This window comes from Paraburkholderia sediminicola (assembly GCF_046027355.1).
Taxonomy (GTDB): domain Bacteria; phylum Pseudomonadota; class Gammaproteobacteria; order Burkholderiales; family Burkholderiaceae; genus Paraburkholderia; species Paraburkholderia sediminicola_B.
The window spans coordinates 507,389-524,847 of record NZ_JAQQEK010000003.1; the positions used below are offsets into that span (position 1 = coordinate 507,389).

Annotated in this window: 18 protein-coding genes; 7 read left to right on the top strand and 11 right to left on the bottom strand. The window is 60.9% G+C overall.

Translation table 11 applies throughout. From position 1 onward, the window contains the following. Window positions 1–18 precede the first annotated feature (18 nt). The 5 genes from PQR42_RS08155 to PQR42_RS08175 all read right to left on the bottom strand — a co-directional run bounded on the left by PQR42_RS08155 (window position 19) and on the right by PQR42_RS08175 (window position 4,602). Complete coding sequence (locus tag PQR42_RS08155) at window positions 19–714, bottom strand: 4'-phosphopantetheinyl transferase family protein (RefSeq protein ID WP_408383070.1); 696 nt, start codon at window positions 712–714, stop codon at window positions 19–21. Between the two features lie 92 nt (window positions 715–806). Further along, window positions 807–1,283, bottom strand: a complete 477-nt coding sequence (locus PQR42_RS08160; RefSeq protein ID WP_408493609.1) for a hypothetical protein — start codon at window positions 1,281–1,283, stop codon at window positions 807–809. Between the two features lie 321 nt (window positions 1,284–1,604). Beyond that, window positions 1,605–1,841 (bottom strand): DUF2783 domain-containing protein, encoded by a 237-nt coding sequence (locus PQR42_RS08165; protein ID WP_408204360.1) that lies wholly within the window; start codon window positions 1,839–1,841, stop codon window positions 1,605–1,607. Window positions 1,842–1,878: 37 nt separating this feature from the next. Next, window positions 1,879–3,588 (bottom strand): FAD-dependent oxidoreductase, encoded by a 1,710-nt coding sequence (locus PQR42_RS08170; protein ID WP_408383066.1) that lies wholly within the window; start codon window positions 3,586–3,588, stop codon window positions 1,879–1,881. Window positions 3,589–3,642: 54 nt separating this feature from the next. After that, window positions 3,643–4,602 carry an MBL fold metallo-hydrolase gene (locus tag PQR42_RS08175; protein ID WP_408383064.1) on the bottom strand — a complete coding sequence of 320 codons (960 nt, stop codon included), beginning with the start codon at window positions 4,600–4,602 and terminating at the stop codon, window positions 3,643–3,645. A 238-nt stretch (window positions 4,603–4,840) separates the two neighbouring features. On the opposite strand from PQR42_RS08175, the gene PQR42_RS08180 reads away from it, so the two are divergent. Continuing rightward, window positions 4,841–5,728 (top strand): IclR family transcriptional regulator, encoded by an 888-nt coding sequence (locus PQR42_RS08180; protein ID WP_408383062.1) that lies wholly within the window; start codon window positions 4,841–4,843, stop codon window positions 5,726–5,728. Further along, complete coding sequence (locus PQR42_RS08185; RefSeq protein ID WP_408204357.1) at window positions 5,725–6,606, top strand: IclR family transcriptional regulator; 882 nt, start codon at window positions 5,725–5,727, stop codon at window positions 6,604–6,606. Before PQR42_RS08180 ends, PQR42_RS08185 begins: the two co-directional genes overlap by 4 nt. A 90-nt stretch (window positions 6,607–6,696) precedes the next feature. On the opposite strand, the gene PQR42_RS08190 is transcribed toward PQR42_RS08185, so the two are convergent. The 3 genes from PQR42_RS08190 to PQR42_RS08200 form a co-directional block, all read right to left on the bottom strand. Further along, complete coding sequence (locus PQR42_RS08190; RefSeq protein WP_408177307.1) at window positions 6,697–7,560, bottom strand: MurR/RpiR family transcriptional regulator; 864 nt, start codon at window positions 7,558–7,560, stop codon at window positions 6,697–6,699. A 97-nt stretch (window positions 7,561–7,657) separates the two neighbouring features. After that, window positions 7,658–8,740 carry an ABC transporter ATP-binding protein gene (locus PQR42_RS08195; protein ID WP_408204356.1) on the bottom strand — a complete coding sequence of 361 codons (1,083 nt, stop codon included), beginning with the start codon at window positions 8,738–8,740 and terminating at the stop codon, window positions 7,658–7,660. A 74-nt stretch (window positions 8,741–8,814) separates the two neighbouring features. Then, entirely contained in the window at window positions 8,815–9,588 is a 774-nt protein-coding gene (locus PQR42_RS08200; protein WP_408383060.1) for an SDR family oxidoreductase, read from the bottom strand. Window positions 9,589–9,866: 278 nt separating this feature from the next. Here PQR42_RS08200 and PQR42_RS08205 point away from each other — a divergent pair, with 278 nt between their 5' ends. From PQR42_RS08205 to PQR42_RS08215, 3 genes are all read left to right on the top strand, one after another. Beyond that, window positions 9,867–11,099: an ABC transporter substrate-binding protein gene (locus PQR42_RS08205; protein ID WP_408204354.1), complete on the top strand. Its 1,233-nt coding sequence runs from the start codon at window positions 9,867–9,869 to the stop codon at window positions 11,097–11,099. Between the two features lie 157 nt (window positions 11,100–11,256). Beyond that, window positions 11,257–12,147: a carbohydrate ABC transporter permease gene (locus PQR42_RS08210; protein WP_408383058.1), complete on the top strand. Its 891-nt coding sequence runs from the start codon at window positions 11,257–11,259 to the stop codon at window positions 12,145–12,147. Then, window positions 12,144–12,995: a carbohydrate ABC transporter permease gene (locus PQR42_RS08215; RefSeq protein ID WP_310817278.1), complete on the top strand. Its 852-nt coding sequence runs from the start codon at window positions 12,144–12,146 to the stop codon at window positions 12,993–12,995. The genes PQR42_RS08210 and PQR42_RS08215 overlap by 4 nt, the downstream gene beginning before the upstream one ends. Window positions 12,996–13,109: 114 nt before the next feature. On the opposite strand, the gene PQR42_RS08220 is transcribed toward PQR42_RS08215, so the two are convergent. After that, window positions 13,110–13,403 (bottom strand): DUF1330 domain-containing protein, encoded by a 294-nt coding sequence (locus PQR42_RS08220; RefSeq protein ID WP_408204352.1) that lies wholly within the window; start codon window positions 13,401–13,403, stop codon window positions 13,110–13,112. Between the two features lie 253 nt (window positions 13,404–13,656). Between PQR42_RS08220 and PQR42_RS08225 the strand changes: the two genes are divergently transcribed. After that, complete coding sequence (locus PQR42_RS08225; protein ID WP_408204351.1) at window positions 13,657–14,322, top strand: DsbA family oxidoreductase; 666 nt, start codon at window positions 13,657–13,659, stop codon at window positions 14,320–14,322. 226 nt (window positions 14,323–14,548) lie between these two features. Here PQR42_RS08225 and PQR42_RS08230 read toward each other — a convergent pair whose 3' ends face one another. After that, on the bottom strand, window positions 14,549–15,709 hold the full coding sequence (locus PQR42_RS08230; protein WP_408204350.1) for a porin: 1,161 nt from the start codon (window positions 15,707–15,709) through the stop codon (window positions 14,549–14,551). A gap of 622 nt (window positions 15,710–16,331) precedes the next feature. On the opposite strand from PQR42_RS08230, the gene PQR42_RS08235 reads away from it, so the two are divergent. Beyond that, the gene (locus PQR42_RS08235) at window positions 16,332–16,778 is read left to right on the top strand and encodes a Fur family transcriptional regulator (protein ID WP_408383056.1); all 447 of its coding nucleotides are present in this window, start codon (window positions 16,332–16,334) and stop codon (window positions 16,776–16,778) included. A gap of 24 nt (window positions 16,779–16,802) precedes the next feature. Here PQR42_RS08235 and PQR42_RS08240 read toward each other — a convergent pair whose 3' ends face one another. After that, window positions 16,803–17,183: a hypothetical protein gene (locus PQR42_RS08240; protein WP_408383054.1), complete on the bottom strand. Its 381-nt coding sequence runs from the start codon at window positions 17,181–17,183 to the stop codon at window positions 16,803–16,805. Window positions 17,184–17,459 lie beyond the last annotated feature (276 nt).

Genomic DNA, 17,459 nt, shown 5'->3' on the forward strand with positions numbered 1-17,459 from the left:
CGCAGTGTTTGTGTGCGATTACCGGAACGCGGTCACCGACCACGCTACGCACGCAGCGTAGCTGTCCGGTGCCGCAAGCCAGTGTGCGGCGACCTCGCGCATATCGGCGGGAATCTGCTTGCGCAGCGTCACGCGCGTGCTCTCACGCGGCAGCACCGTCAAATGCTGCAAGCCGCGCGTGATGCCCGCGCCAGTCGTTTTGACGAGCGCTTCCTTGGCGACCCACGCATCGTAAAACGCAGCGCTCTGCCGGCCTGCGTCGAGGCGTTCGATCCACGCGGCTTCTTCCGGATCGAGCGTCAAGGCCGCGATCGAATGCCAATCGAATTTGTCGCTGCACTGCTCGATATCGACACCGACGCGCCGAACCGGCGACATCGCGATCAATCCGTGCGCGCCCGCATGCGATACGTTGAAATCGAAACGATCCGAATCCGCGAGATGGGGGCGGTGATTGGCGTCGAGCGCAAAACGCACGGCCTGTGCCGCGATGTCGAGCCGCCGCGCGAGTTCTTCACGCAGCGCGGCGCGCACGGTGGCGAAACGCAGCGCGTCTTCATGGCGGCGAAAGTTGCGGGCTCGCGTGCGTTCGTCGTCGCTGAGGGATGCGAAGGCCGGCGCGTCGAGCGACGCAGTGAAGTCGATGTCGATCCGCCACAACGCAAGGTCGGACGGGCCATCGTGCGGCAGCGGAACAGAGTCGATCGAATACATGCCAAGGTTCGGACGTGATGGGCGCAATCGCGGACGCATAACCGCGACTCTACCCGATCTAACGTCTGAAGCCTTCCCTCTTTAGCGACGCATCAGGCCTTCAGCGTGTCACCGATGTGGCACATCAACTGACAGAGGGTGGGATGACATCCCGGAGACTGCGGCACGTTCTTCGCATAGGCGGCGAACTGTCGCGACCAGCTCGCATCGGGCGACGCTGCTGCCTGAGCGCCACGGGAGATTTTTTCACGGCACGCTGTCAGCGTCGCGGCCAACGCTTTCGCGCTCAACGGATGCGCGTAATTCACCGTTGGATAGTCGCCAAACAACTGCGCTAATGGCGAATCTTCGACCGACGCCAATTCTTCGACCGCGAGTTGCGTGGCGATTTGCAACACTTCGCACTCGAGTTCGAAAAAAAACGATTCAGGCACTGCCAGGCCAGGCGCGTAATGGTTAATCCAGAGCAACGCCGATTCGGCAAACTGCGCGGGAGAAAGCCACTTTCCGTCGACTTTCATCGACGCCAACTCTTGAACGACAAGGTCGCTTATCAAAAACAGTTTCATCTCGTGTCTCTTTCTAGCCGAACGTGGGAAATTTCCCACCGGCAACGCACGAGGACATGGTGCGCCGGCACGAAGCAACCTGGCCCACCGGAACATCACACCCTATGCGATCGGATCATCCTTCGCTCAACAAGCCGGCTAGTATGAGGCAGCGCATGTGCCGCCTTGCTAAGAAGAATCTGATAGTCAGAAAGAACAAATTGAGAGAGATCGCGGGTTGTCCATTGCGAGTTTGCGAGGAAGCACGCGCAACAAATCATTACTATTGACGCCTTCCGACATCGGCCTTGCGCAAAGTCACTCCGTGGTCGCGCTATGCGCTTAAGCAGCTAGCGAATGCGCTTTACCGTTTCGCACCGACACGTCGGCCACGCCTTCACGGGCATGTCGCAGCGCTTCGAGCAGCGTGGCGTGATCGCCGATATGGTTGGCGAGCAGCAGGATCAGTTGCGCATTGGCCGACTGGCTCTGCGCATCGTCCAGATCGCGATGCATATCGATCAACGCCTCGTAGAAATCATCGGGGCGGGCGAGATTCGGTTGAGTGTTCAGTGCCATGTCTGTCTCCTGCTATTTTTTTGCTGATGCCGCACGTTCAAGCCGTCCCCTCGACGCACAACGCGCGTTTCAACGCATGCTCGACATCACTCGCATCGAGTTGCCGCCAGCGCGCGCAAACATGCTGATCCGGCCGAATCAGATAGAACGTTCCCGGCTTCGCGTCGTAGCGTGCGTGGGCCAACCCCTCGATATCGTGCGCAACTTGCGCCCCCGCAGACACAACCGCCTGCGGATCGCCACGCGTCACCACGACGAGCTTCAACGGAATCGGCCCCGCGCGCAAGGTGTTCAACGCGGCCTGAATCGCCTGATCGACACCCTGTTCGCCGCAGAACAGCACGCCGGTGAATTGCTGGCCGAGTTGCTGCAGCAGCCATGCCGGTTGTGCCGCGACCTGAACCGGCGCATCGACACACGACGCGCCCGGCACCATCGCTCCTTCAAACGGGTCACAGTCCGCTGTATTCAACGGAGAATCACGCAACACCGCCGGCACCGACAGCCGGCCGCTATTGGCCAATTGCCGTGCAAACGGATGATGACGCGAGAGCTTCAGCACGGCATCGCGAAACACACGGCTCACGGGGCTCTTCGGCGTAATGAAATCGGTGGAGCGCGTGGAGTTGCGGATGTTTTCGTCCGCAGCGAATTCGCGTTCGCTTGCATAGGTGTCGAGCAAGGCATCGGAGGCCTTGCCTTCGAGCACCATCGTCAGTTTCCATGCGAGGTTTTCCGCGTCCTGCACACCGCTATTCGCACCGCGCGCGCCGAACGGCGACACGCCATGCGCGGAGTCGCCGGCGAACAACACGTTGCCGTGCCGGAAGCGGTCCATACGCAAACACGAGAACGTGTAGACGCTGACCCATTCCAGCTCGAATTTCGCGTCCGGCCCGAGCAGCGCACGCACGCGCGGGATCACGCGCTCAGGTGTCTTCTCCAACACCGGGTCGGCGTCCCACCCTAACTGGAAATCGATTCGCCACACGTTATCCGGCTGACGATGCAGCAGTACCGATTGATTCGGATGAAACGGCGGATCGAACCAGAACCAGCGTTCAGTGGGAAACTCCGCTTCCATCTTGACGTCGGCGATTAGAAAACGATCCTTGAACGTCACACCTTTACTGTCGAGTCCCATCAGATTGCGGATCGGACTGCGCGAGCCGTCGGCGGCGACCACATAGCGACCGCGCAACGCGTACTGACCATCTGGTGTGTCCACTGTTAGTGTCACGCTGGCGTCGTGAGTGGCGGGCGCACTGCGTTGCTGCACGCCGACCACTTTGCTTTTCCAGCGGATCTCAAGATTCGGCATCTCCTGCGCGCGTTCGAGCAGAAAGCCTTCGACGTAGTACTGCTGCAGGTTGATGAACGCGGGCCGGTTGTGGCCCGCTTCCGGTTGCAGATTGAACGTGTACACCAACTCGTCTTTCAGGAACACCTTGCCGACATTCCAGCTAATGCCCTTGTCCACCATTCGCTGGCCACACCCCAAACGGTCGAAAATATCGAGCGAGCGCTTCGAAAAGCAGATCGCGCGTGATCCCGTGGACAACGAACAATCGTCGTCGACCAGCACGACCGGCACCCCCTGCTGCGCGAGATCGATGGCGGTAGCGAGGCCCACCGGCCCCGCGCCGACCACGATCACCGGGTAGACCGCATGGTCCGCGCCGCCCTCCGCGCTCTGTTCGCGACACGGCTGGTATTCGAACGACAGCGCCTGGTAGTTGATGCTCATCTTGTGTCTCCGTCCTTCTCCGCCCTGCTGTGTCTTGCTGTGCGTCTGTTTTTATCAGGCTTGCAGCGCGTCCCACATTTCCTTGTCGCGCTGCGCGGTCCAGATACGCGGATGCGTAATGCCGCTCGCTTCGTCGAAAGCACGCGACACGTCGAACGGCAGACAGTGCTCATAGATGAAGACGTGGCCGAACTTCGGGTCCATGGCCTTGCGCGTGTGCGCCATCGCGGCCTTCAGATCGAGTTTCTGTTCGACGGCTTCACGGCCTTGTTGCAGCAGCGTGATGACGAAGTCTTTCGTGTAATCCAGGCCCTTGTTGACATCTTCCGGCGTGGTCAGCGCGGGGCCGCGGCCCGGCACGAGCTTGTCTGCCTTCAGCGCGCGCAATGCCTCGAGCGTGGTCGGCCACTGTTCGAGCTGCGCGTCGCCGCAATAGCAGGCCGCGTCGTACTCGACCAGATCGCCGGAGAACAACACTTTCTGCGACGGCAGCCACACCACCGTATCGCCCTTCGTGTGACCCGCGCCGAGATGGGCGATGCGCACTTCGAGCTTGCCGAGGAACAGCGTCATTTCCTTTTCGAACACGAGCGTGGGCCACGTCAAACCCGGCACCGTTTCGACGCCGGCGAACAGGCGCGGGAAGCGTTCGATTTCCGACTTCATGTCCGCTTCGCCACGCTCGACGATCATCTCGTACGTGCCGCGGCTCGCGATCACTTCCTGCGCGCCCTCCTCGAAATACGCCGATGCGCCGAGCACGCGCACCGCGTGGTAATGCGACAGCACGACGTATTTGATCGGTTTGTCCGTGACGCTGCGAATCTTCGCGATGAGGTCTTGCGCCATGGCCGGCGTGGCGGTGGTGTCGACGATCAGCACGCCGTCGTCACCGATGATCACACCCGAGTTCGGATCGCCCTCAGCGGTGTACGCGTAGGCGTTCTCGGATAGCTTGGTCCACGTGACTTTCTTGACTTCCAGATCGGCCTGGGATGCGAATGCCTTTGCCATGCTTGTCTCCCTCAAAAGTTGGACGTGAGGCGAGACGGCCGGCTGCGCGAATGCCGCGCGGGCTGACGGTATTGGAGGATTGTCTCGCCCCGTTTTTGACTCTGTGGCTGCGCCGGTGTATCGGGGTGAATGCATCTTAGGACGGGGCCAGTTTATTTGTCAATAGCGAAATGTATCGCTATACGCAAATTCTAGTAGGCCTAAGATGAGGACAGGAAGGCACAGGCCTTCGGTTAACATGGACCCTTTTTTACGGACGAGCGCGGGTGTGAGCAAAGCAGCGAAATCGGCCACGAGCAAAGGCGCGGGCGACACCGAGACGACGGACGTCGGCAAGACGCAGCGCGGCATTCAGAGCGTCGAAGTGGGCGGCCGCGTGTTGCTGGCCCTCGCGCAGGCGCGCACGCCGCTCGCCTTGTCCGACCTCGCCAGCGCCGCGCAGATCGCGCCGGGGCAGGCGCACGCGTATCTGGTGAGCTTGAGCCGGCTGGGCCTGATCAAGCGCGACGAGCTGTCGGGCCGTTACGAACCCGGCCCGCTGTCGCTGCGGCTCGGTTTGCTGCATCTGGAAAACCAGCCGGCGTTTCGCGCCGCCGTGCCGAGTGTGGCTGCGTTGGCCGAAGCGATCGGTTTCAGCGTCGCGATCTGTATTGCCGGGCCGCAAGGGCCGACCATCGTTCGCTATGAACACGCCGGCTTTCCGTTGCACGTCAACTTGCATGTAGGCACGGTGATGTCACTGCCGGCTACGTCGACGGGACGGGTGTTTTGCGCATTTCTTCCGCGCGAGGCGCTAGATGCCATGTGGGCGAATCAGTCGGGCGCGGCGAATCGCGCCATGACACCGCCTGACGAAAGCGCCGCCTTCGAGGCCGCGCTGGACGCGATCCGCGCGTGCGGCCTCGAATACAGCGTGGATGCGCCGAGTCCGGGCATCAGCAGTCTGAGCGCGCCTGTGCTGGATGCCGACGGCCGCTTGTCGCTCGCGCTGACGGTGATCGGCTCGACCGGCGCAATCGACGTCGCCGCCGACGGCGCGATCGCGCGTGCGCTGCTTGCCACGGCGCGCGACATCGGCGCCGAACTGGCTATTGCCCCTTCCTTGCTGGCTTCTTCTGCATCGTGACCGATTCTCTCGACACCTCTCACGCTCATTCCGCCGCCGATGCGAAACCGCAGCGCGGCATCCAGTCGCTCGATAGCACGGGTGAATTACTTGCAGCGCTGGTCGCGGCCGCCCGGCCGTTGAACTTGCGCGATCTCGCGGCCGCCGCTGGCATGCCGCCGGCGAAGGCGTTTCCGCACCTAGTGAGTCTGCTGAAAATCGGCTTGCTCAATCGCGATGCGTCCGGCTGTTTCGAAGCCGGGCCGCTCGCGCTTGAACTGGGTTTGATCGGTCTACAGCGCTTGTCCCCGACGCGTGAAGCGGAGCCCGAAGTGGTCGAACTGGCGGCATCGACGGGCATGAGCGTCGCGATGGCGGTGCTCGGGCCGCTTGGGCCGACTGTCGTGCGTCTGGAGGAATCGGCGCGGCCGCTGCATGTGAGCTTGCGGGTCGGTACGGTGATGTCGCTGGCGAATACCGCGATCGGCCGCGTGTTCGCCGCCTATGTCGCGGACGATGTGCGCGCGGGTTTGCTGGCGCAGGATCATCTGCGGTTGGCGGGAGCGGATGCGGCGGATGTTTTTGCGGGCAAAGCGGCGCCGGCGGCCGGCACGGATGCAGCGTCGGCGTTGTCGCCGCTGACGCAAGCCTACGCGCAGCGTCTTGCGCAAATCCGCGCGGACGGGATCGATACGGCGCTCAGCCGGCCTGTGCCGGGCATCAATACGCTAGCCGCGCCGGTGCTGGATCATACGGGCAGCATCTGCCTCGTTCTGGCATTGATGGGGCCGAGCGGCAGCTTCGACAGTGAATTGGCAGGCGGCCCGGCGCGGACTTTGCGCGCCGCGACGTCACGGTTGTCGCGGCGTTTTGGGTGGATGACCAGGGCTTCCGAGTAATCGTTTTTTTCGAAAACTGGCCGTTTGTAATCGTTTCGAGAGCCGAATAATCAAAACTGCGCGGAAGACGAGCTACTTCCGCGCCCTCCCTCAATCCCCCGCCGCCTCTGGCTCATGCGACGCCAACCTCGCCTTCGCATGCCGCATCTTCTCGAGCGTCTTCGGTCCGGCTTTGAGCGCGACGCCGATCGCCAGCGCGTCCATGATGCACAGATGCACGAGCCGCGACACGCCTGGCGTATTCGGATCGATCGGGCTCGGCACGCGCAGCAGCAGCGCAATATCCACTAGCCACGCCAACCGCGAACCGACATTGGTCAGCGCAATCGTGGTCGCGCCACGTTCCTTGGCAATCTGAATGCTCTCGTTGACTTCGACACTGCGGCCCGAATGTGAAATCGCAAAAGCGACATCGCCCGGTTCCATGAGGCCCGCGTAGAGACGCTGCAAATGTCCATCTGTAAACGCGGTGGATGCAATATCGAGCCGCAAAAACCGCAGCGCCGCATCTTGCGCGACCAGCCCCGAACCCGAACCGACGCCAAAGAAAAACACCCGCCGCGCGCTCGACAACGCCGCGATCGCACTCTCCACCACCGCCGGATCCAGCGCGCCACGCGCATGCGTGATGCCGTCGACCGCCGCCTCGCCCACCTTGTCCATGAGCGTCTGCACGTCGTCGTCGCGCGCCACCGCCGTGGATGCATACGGCAGCCCGCCCGCCACGCTCTGCGCCAATTGCATCTTGAAGTCGCGCAGACCATGCGCACCGATCGCGCGGCAAAAGCGCGTGACGGAAGGCTCGGACACGTCCGCGCGCTGCGCGAGTTCGGTGATGCTCGCACGCATCGCGAAGTCGACGTCGCTCAGCACCATGTCGGCGACCTTGCGCTCGGCGGGCCGCAAACTGGCAAGCGCGCTGCGAATGTGGGGAATCAAGTTCGGTGCGGACACCCGGTGTTCCTTAAAAGCGCGGGGTTAAATGAATCCGCGTCGCAACTTCAGTCAGCCTGAGGCAAGCTCGTATCGACCTCAAACAGCAACACGCGGTTCAGACCAGCCTGCGTCCACTCTCCGTATCGAACAGATGAATATGTTCGGCTGGCAAACGCAGCGTCACGCGCTGGCCGGGCTCGATTTTCGAGCGCTGACGAGTCGTCACGCACCACGTGCTGCCGCCTATTTTCCCGTACAAGTGAGTCTCCGCGCCAGTCGGTTCGACCACTTCGACTTCCATTGTCGCGTCGGGTGTCTGCGTCATGGTTTCGATGTGCTCCGGCCGCACGCCGAGCGTGACCTTCGCGCCGACCACGGCCGAAGCGGGCGCGCCCTCCAGCACGATCTCGCCGCCGTCCGTAAGATTCAACGCGAGGCCCTGGCCTTGCGCGCGGCTCGCGATCACACCTTCGGCGAAATTCATCGACGGCGAGCCGAGAAAGCTCGCCACGAACAGATTCGCCGGATGATCGTACAACTCCAGCGGACGGCCGATCTGCTCGATCCGCCCCGCGTTCATGACGACGATGCGGTCCGCCATCGTCATCGCTTCGATCTGATCGTGCGTGACGTAGATCACCGTATTCTTCAGCCGCTGATGCAGCGCCTTGATTTCGGTGCGCATCTGCACGCGCAGTTTGGCGTCGAGATTGGACAGCGGTTCGTCGAACAGGAACAGCGACGGCTCACGCACCACCGCGCGGCCCATCGCCACGCGTTGCCGTTGGCCGCCCGACAGCGCGCGCGGCAAACGGTCCAGATAGCCGCCGAGGTTCAGCATCTTCGCGGCGGCTTCGATCCGCGGCTTGAAACTCGCCGACGACTCCTTGCGAATCCGCGGCCCGAACGCGATGTTTTCGTAGACGGACAGATGCGGATACAGCGCGTAGCTCTGAAACACCATCGAGATATTGCGCTGCTGCGGCGCGAGACTGTTCGCACGCGTGCCGCCGATCATCAGATCGCCGCCGCTGATTTCCTCGAGCCCCGCCACCATGCGCATCAGCGTGCTCTTGCCGCAGCCCGACGGGCCGACCAGCACGACGAACTCGCCGTCGTCGATATCGAGATCGATGCCGTGCACCACCTGCGTGTCGCCATAGCGCTTGAAGATGCCGCTCAGTTGCACTGCTGCCATGCTGTCCTCATCGTCTTGCTTCGTTGACTCGATCTCGTGCTGCCTAGGTGTTGCTGTTTGCTGCTTCGGGCCGTTCAGAACGACTCGAGCGTCAGTTCTTCGGCCATCAGACGGTTGCCGGCCATCAGGCCGCCGTCGACCGGCAGCGCAACGCCGGTAATCACGCGCGCCATCGGCGATGCCAGAAACAGCACCGCGTCGGCGATGTCGTCCGGCGTCGCGAAGTCACGCAACGGGTACCACTTTTTCAGATCCTCGAAGACCTGCGGATTCTTGTCGACTCGCGCCTGCCACGCCTGCGTCTTCACCGTGCCCGGACACACGATGTTCGCGCGAATCCCGTAGCGGCCGAGTTCGAGCGCGAGCGCCTTCGTATAACTGATGAGCCCGGCCTTCGCCGCGCTATACGCCGGATGACCGAGCGCGGCCATGCCGTTCACCGAACCGATCAGCACCAGCGCGCCCCGTTGCCGCTCGATCATCGACGCGCGCACGGCCTCGACCGTGTGATAGGTGCCGTTCAGATTCAGATGAATGTCGCGCTGCCAGCTCGCGACATCGGTCGTGGCGAGCGTCAAACCTTGTGCGGCGCCCGCGTTGGCGACCAGCACGTCGACGGGACCGCGCACCTTGACCGCGGCGGCCACCGCTTGCTGCACTGCGGCGGCATCGCCCAGATCGACCGCGATCGGCGTGACATGCGTCTCGCCGAGTTGTGCGGTCAAAGCCTTCAGCGCAGCGGCGTCGATGTCGAGCGCCAGCACCGTATCGCCCTGCTCCACGAAGCGCTTGCACAACACGCTGCCGATGCCGCCGCAAGCGCCCGTAACCAACACCACACGATTCATGTCCGCCTCGCTCTTCAACCGCGCCGCCAGCACTGGATTAGCGTGTAAATTTCTTACAAACCCAGTTCGACGCAGTTGTCTAGTCATCCCGAAGATTGGGTATCCGTGACATCGCGTTGCGCAGAATACCCCTGCTTTACAGCATCTTATGCACAAAACCGGCCGGGAAAAAATATGGCAGACCCTACGTGACAAGCTATTTTGCGTCATGTAGGATTTTTTCAAACAATTCAACCCGAAGCGGCCGGCGACGGCAGCAAACCATCCAGGAGAGAGAAATGTCGTTGCATGCCCGTGCTTCCCTCGCGCTAGGCAAAGTCGCCGTGGCGCTCGCGTTTGCAGGTATCGCCGTCGCGGCTCACGCCGACACGGTTCGCGTGACCGTCGCGCACTACAGCGACGCGACTGCGCCGTACTTCGAAAAGATGGCCCGTAACTTCGAGAAGGCCAATCCCGGCACGACCATCAAGATCGAAGACGTGAACTGGGACACGCTGCAACAGAAACTGCAGACCGACATTTCCGGCAACGCCAACGCCGACCTCGCGATCGTCGGCACACGCTGGCTGCTCGACTTCGTGAAGGACGACGTCGCCGAGCCGCTCGACGGCTACATGGACGCGAGCTTCAAGAGCCGCTTCATCGGCCCGTTCCTCGCGCCGGGTGAAATCAACGGCAAGGTGTACGGCCTGCCGATCGCCGCGTCCGCGCGCGCGCTGTACTACAACAAGGACCTGCTCGCGAAAGTCGGCTATCCCGACGGCCCGAAGACCTGGAACGACGTGATCGAAGCGTCGAAGAAACTGAAGGCGCAGGGCATTGCCGGCTTCGGTCTGCAAGGCAAGGAAATCGAAACCGACGTCTACTATTACTACGCCCTGTGGACCAATGGCGGCGACGTGGTCGGCAAGGACGGCAAGGCGGCGTTCAATTCGCCGGCGGGTATCAAGGCAGCCACGCTGTACAAGTCGATGATCGACCAGGGCCTGACGCAACCGGGCGTGACCGGCTATAGCCGCGAAGACGTGCAGAATCTGTTCAAGCAAGGCCGCGTCGCGATGATGATCTCCGCACCGTTCCTCGCCAAACAGATCAAGAAGGAAGCGCCGAACCTGAAGTACGGCATCGATCCGATTCCGATGGGCACGGCCCACGCCACCTACGCCGTCACGGACTCGATCGTGATGTTCAAGAACTCGAAGGTGAAGAAGTCGGCGTGGAAGTTCCTCGACTATCTGTTCACGAAGGAACCGCGCGTGGAGTTCACCACGACCGAAGGCTTCCTGCCGACCACCAAGGCTGAGGCGACCGATCCGGCATTCAACGATCCGGACACCAAGGCCTTCGTCGCGCTGCTGCCGACTGCCCACTTCGCGCCGACCGTGACCGGCTGGGAAGACACCGCGAAGGCCGTGACCGATTCAATGCAGTCGATCTATCTCGGCAAGGCAAAACCGGCTGACGCATTGAACGCGGCGGCCACGCAAGCGAACAAGTCGCTTGGTAAGTGATCGCGCAGCAAAGTCGCACTGATCTCGTAGCGATTTGCTGAACCCGGAACGCGCGCCGCCACCACGAAGGCGGTGCGCGTTTCGCTCGTACTGCACTATCCGGCCCATCCCGTCGCGCCCGCTCGTCAATGCGGACGCTTCTTACGATCGAGCACGCATGAGCCGTTCCGCTTCTACGCGCCTGCAAGCGCCCTGGTTGCTGATTGCGCCGAGTCTGGTACTGGCGCTTTTCATCATCAGTTACCCGATCTTCAACATCGTGTGGCAATCGCTGCACGAGGTCTCGCGCTTCGGCGCGATTCGCGACTTCACCGGTCTGCAGAATTTCTACACGATCTTCAGCGATCCCGCGTTTCTTGCCGCCGCTAAGCGAACCGTTGTCTGGACCGTCTGCGTGGTGGGCGGCACGGTGCTGATCTCGGTGCCCGTTGCACTGGTGCTGAATCAGGATTTCTATGGACGCGGCGTGGCACGCACGATCGTGATGCTGCCGTGGTCCGTCTCGCTGACCATGACCGCCGTGGTCTGGCGCTGGGCCTTCAACGACGACTACGGCATGGTCAACGTCACGCTGCAGCGGCTCGGCTTGATCAGCGGTCCGATTCATTGGCTGGCAACGCCGGAGCTCGCGTTCCCGGTCGAAATCGCAGTCGGCATTCTGGTGTCGATTCCGTTCACCGTGACGATTCTGCTGGGCGGCTTGTCCTCGGTGCCCGGCGATATTTACGAAGCCGCGCGCATGGACGGCGCGAGCGCCTGGCAGCAGTTTCGCAAACTCACCATGCCGCTGTTGCGGCCGTTCATCAACATGACGATTCTGTTGAACGTGATCTACGTGTTCAACTCGTTTCCGATCATCTGGGTGATGACGCAGGGCGGCCCCGACAACAGCACGCACATTCTCGTCACGTATCTCTATGAGCTCGGCTTCCGGCTCGGGCGTCCCGGCGAAGCCGCGGCGGTGTCGCTGATCATGCTCGTCATGCTGTTCGTTTTCTCGATCGCCTATCTGCGCCTGCAGCCCGCGAAAGAAGGAGATCCGTCATGAGTCTCAGCGTCAAGATGAAGCGCTCGCTGTGGTGCTGGCTCGCGCTGTCGCCACTGGTCGTGGTGGTGCTGTTTCCGTTTGCCGTGATGCTGTTCACCGCATTGAAGCCGGCTTCCGAGATTTTTGTCTATCCGGCGCGCTGGCTGCCGGTGCATTGGCAGTGGAGCAATTTCTCCGATATGTGGGTGGCAGCCAATTTCGGCGTGGCGCTGCGCAATAGTACGGTGATCAGTTTGCTGTCGACCGCGCTTGCGCTGGCTGTCAGCTTGCCGGCGGCGTATGCATTGGCCCGATTTCCGTTTCGAGGACGCGGGCTCTACCGTCAGTTCCTGCTCGTCACGCAGATGTTGTCGCCTATCCTGCTCGTAGTCGGTTTGTTCCGGCTCGCAGCGATGATTCCTTATGGCGATGGGAACCTGGTCGACTCCAAGATCGGCGTGATCGTGTCTTACGCGGCCTTCAACATCGCGTTTGCCGTGTGGATGCTGTCTTCGTACTTTCAGACGGTGCCGCGAGATCTGGAAGAGTCGGCGTGGCTCGAAGGATGCGGACGGACCAAGGCAGTCTTCAAGGTGTTCCTGCCGCTCGCGGTGCCGGCGATCGTCGTCACCGCGATCTTCACGTTCATCAACGCGTGGAACGAGTTTGCCGTCGTATATACGTTGATCCGCTCACCGGAGAATAAGACGCTGACCGTGCAGGTAACCGACATGGTCGCCGGGAAATACGTGGTCGAGTGGCATCTGGTGATGGCCGCTACGCTCTGCGCGACCTTGCCGGTTTCGGTCGTGTTCGCGTGGTTGCAGAGGTATCTGGTGAAGGGGCTCGCGCTGGGCGCGGTGAAGTAGATTTCGGTGGGAAGCGCGGCAGGGGGTGGCCTGCCGTTGCATTGCATCACGCTGGATTGCCGCCTTTGGGCGCGAACCTGCATAAGCAGGTCGCGCTCGCCGCATTCTTTTGCGTTACTCCGTGCCGCGCACAATCCGCAGATCGCGCTCGACGCCATCGCCCAATGCCGCCAGCGCTTTCTTGTAGAGTTCGCTTTCGTAGGCGGCGACGGCCGCTTCGTAGGTCGGAAACTCGATCACGACTGTCCGCTCCTTCAAGCCTTGCTCACGAGCCTCCTCCGCCACCCCACGCACGATGAATTTGCCGCCGGCAGCCGTCACCGCGGGCACGGCAAGCTGCGCATATGCGCCAAGCTTGGCCGCGTCTTTCGTCGCGCGATATGACGTCACCCAATATCCCTTGCTCATTTGAAGCTCCTTTCAACGTTGGAAAAGCAGTCGTTGCCGTGCACGACGGAGAAGATGGATTATGACGCCTGCCGGCAACCCTGTTGCGCGCGTGGTCAATGGCTCCAACTGCGGTTGGTGAATTGTAAGACGCCGGCGCGCGTTCCGTCACGAGCGCGGTCCTGCAAATACTGGCAATTCAGGTTACGCTGTTTGCGGCCGTCGCTCTGGCAAGCCGGCCACGCAACAGATTATCTCCATCCGGACGACCACAATGACACAACCGCTCACAATCGATTTTGTCTCCGATATCGCATGCCCGTGGTGCGCGATCGGCCTCTCCTCGCTCCAACGCGCGCTCTCGCGCCTAGGCGACGCTGTCGACGCGCAAATCGTTGTGCATCCATTCGAGTTGAATCCGGACATGGGACCGGAAGGCGAAACCATTGTCGACTATCTTGGCAAAAAATATGGGCGTACGCCGGAGCAAATCGCCGAAACGCAGGCGGCGATCCGCGAGCGTGGTGCGAGCGTTGGTTTTGCCTTCGGCCCGCGCACGCACGTCTACAACACCTTCGATGCGCACCGTCTGTTGCATTGGGCCGGCATCAAAGGTGTGCAGTTGCCGCTCAAGCTGGCGCTGTTGCGGGCCTATCACGCCGAAGGCAAGGACACCAGTAACCACGAAGTGCTGATCGAAGCGGCGCAATCCGTTGGGCTCGACGCCACCGAGGCACGTGACGTACTGCAAAACGGAACCTATGCCGCGGAGGTTCGCGCGGAGGAGCGCAATAACGAGGCAATGGGTATTCAGTCGGTGCCGGCCATTATCTTCAATCGCCGCTATCTGGTGAGCGGCGGACAGCCTGTCGAAACTTTCGAGCAAGCCATCCAGCAGATTCTGGCTGAAGCGAAGAACGAAGGTTCGCAGGACACGTAGGCACTGCAAAGACAGGGAGTCGACCTCATGCTGGCGGGCCTACCGCATCTCATCGAGGACGTGGAATACTTTGGTCGCAAGGTGCTGTCATCAGTGCGTGAGCTCGAAGAGACTCTGTTGCGTCTCCCGAAGATCGGAGTACCCGGAACAGATCACGCTTGCACGATGACGCATGCCCGGCAGAAGCCAGGCATACGTGTTCACACATTACTCGATGCGAAACTGCTTAGAACGCGTGACGCATCCCCACGGTGACCGCCACTTGCGTGTTGGTCGCCGACGGCGACAACGTGTTGATCATGGCATGCGAGAGTACAGAGTCCGCAGGCGCACCGTGCACGTTCTGATAGACGCCCTCAAGATAGAAGTCCGTACGCTTGCTGATCGAGTAATCGGTCTGCAGCATGGCCGTGTTCCATCCCGGCGACGAACCGTTATAGGCGCCGTGCGTGTACGTGTACTCGCCGGATACGCTCAACGCCGGCGTAAGCGCGTACTTTGCGTTCACCTCGTAGTTGTCGAGACGCAGTGAACCACCCAGTGATCCGGCAGACGTGTCGCCCGAACCGAGGTAGCTGCCCGTGCCGAACGAGAACACACCCGATGCGTTGTCGATCTGAGCATGGCTCCACACCAGCCCGACCGTGGCCGGCCCGAACGTGTAGTTACCACCCAGCGACCAGATACGCTGGCGTTGGGCGAGGAAGTTCGCGCTTGCATCGCTCGAGGTCACCGCGCCGCTGCCGTTGCCCGCGTTGTTCAGTTGCAGATAGCCTGCGGCAAGATTCACCGGACCTTGCGCATACGAAACGCCGAAACCGTATGACCGGTTATTCCCGAAGTCGCCGGCCTTGTTGCTGAACGAATACATCGTTTCGAACGTAACGCCGCGGTAAGTCGGGCTCGCGTATTTGACCGAGTTGTTGATCACGACGGAATTCGCAGCAAGGTTGTCGTTTTCGAACGGATGCGCGGCCATGCTGCCGCCCCACGTGTTGAACTCCGCAGTGAGCGGTCCGACGAGGTCGTTCATCACGTCGAACTGGCGGCCGAACGTCAAGGTGCCGTAAGGATCGCTTTGCAGGCCGACCCACGCCTGAGAGCCAAAACCATCACCGGAGAATGCCTGGGCACCGTTGTTCAGCAGGAAACCTTGCTCGAGTTTGAAGACCGCGTGCAAGCCGCCACCCAAATCCTCCGAGCCCTTGAGACCAAACACCGTGTTCTGGGTCGAGCTGCTCACTTCCTGCCAATTGCTGTGCCCGAACTGATTGTTCGTGTAAACCAATCCGGTATCGATGAGGCCATAGAGCGTCACGCTACTTTGCGCATGCGCCGACATCGTAAATGCGCCGAAGAGCGCGGCCGCGAGTAAAGACTTTTTCATACTTTGTTGGCTCCGAGATCAAGCGGTAATTGAGAGTATCAATTGCTCTTTCCACCAGCGCCATGAACGCGCATGCAATACATTTGCAACCGTTGTTGCGCAAATTGCGAGAAGCATAAGTAGTTATTGGATGTTTATTGCGCGACACGTCATTTCAATGGCTTTGCCATGGTGCGCGCTTATCTATTGCATGGTTTTCAAATCGGCTCAGTGGACGCATGCTAGCGAATGCGGCGGAAAACGAGCCCCCCAATCATAGGGCGATGAAAATAAATGAGGTGACAAAAAAATAAGCCGCGTGGCGCCAAAAGAACAATGAGGGGGCGAAGCTTAACGCGTTGTGGCATGCGCCAGTAGGCAGTGTGGCGCGATTTTGACGGCAGATCCCAAGCGAAAGGAATACGTAATTTAGCCAAAGCAGGCCGTTTGAGTTCATCGGTTCGCGACCGTTCAACGCGCCCTGAAACTGGCGCTTAAGGTTCTCTTAAGGAGCCGGCTTACATAGTTCGGCCACTCGCGGCTGGTCTTGCCGAAATAGCGCGACGTCATTCCGACGACTTCTTCATGGTGGCGAACTTGAATCCAACAGGTCGGCCGCTGCTTCGCCATTGCCACGACGTCCATGAACACTCATAAAATTCTGGAGCGAGCCCACCTGCGGCCCACATTCCCACGAGTCCTGGTGTTGGAGTTTTTTCATGAGCACTCTCGTGACCACTTCAGCGCTGAACAGGTCTATAAGCTTCTCAATGAAGACATGCGCAACATGAGTCTCGCCACGGTCTATCGCGTGCTCGGTCAACTCGTGGATGCGGATTTATTGTCCGGCGTGGCCTTTGGCGACGGCCGCATGGTCTACGAGCTGAATGACGGAACCCGGCACGATCACCTCGTCTGCACGGTCTGCGGTCGAATCTATGAGTTCTTCGATGCGGAAATCGAGGCGCGACAGCAGTCTGTCGCGAACAGCCTCGACTTCGCGGTGACGGGATGTCAGTTGGTTCTGTTCGGCATTTGTGCCGAGTGTAGAAGGAGCGGCGCGCAGGCGAGAGCGGTGATCAGGAGATAGAGACTCGCGACGCCGCTCATCGATTCATACTTGCGCCGCTGTAGACGCTGCAGATGCCGCAGCCGCAAGAGCACGCAAGTTTGCAGGCGTGGCAAAGGCGAGATACTGCTTCTGCATCTCTTCCGTCAGTACTTCGATCAGCAGAACGTTTTCGATCCACAACTCGATCACATCGAAAAAGTTGCGGCCGCGCGTGCAGCGCACCGCACGCCAGCCTTCTCGCTCGCCGATCGCGAATACTTCCTCGGGGGACAGCTTGCTCGCAATGGCAATGTGAAAAGCGCTGTATCGCAGGGCCGTGCTCGAGCCTGGCACAAATGAAACTTGTTCGCCGTCGGGGCTGAGTACGCGATCGTTGGGATAGGTCTCGATGATCGAGCCACGGTCGTCGCCGGCAATCGCCATCCACGAATCGGGAAAGGAAGGGAACGGGGCATGAAATCCGCCCCACAGTTCGGCAATGACACGTGCGACGTTTTCCGGATTGCGAACCGGGATGGAAGCATGAAACAGCATGAGTGACCTCCGTCGAAAATCTACATTGAAGGTTCGGTCCTTGTCTTGCGTTCTAAAGGCGGCCTGGGAAGCGGCACGCGCATTCGTGGAGTTCAGCAGTTGCGTTGCCGCGCACGGAGCATTCCGCGAATCAGCAATTCATGCGCATCGGGCGGCGATACTGTC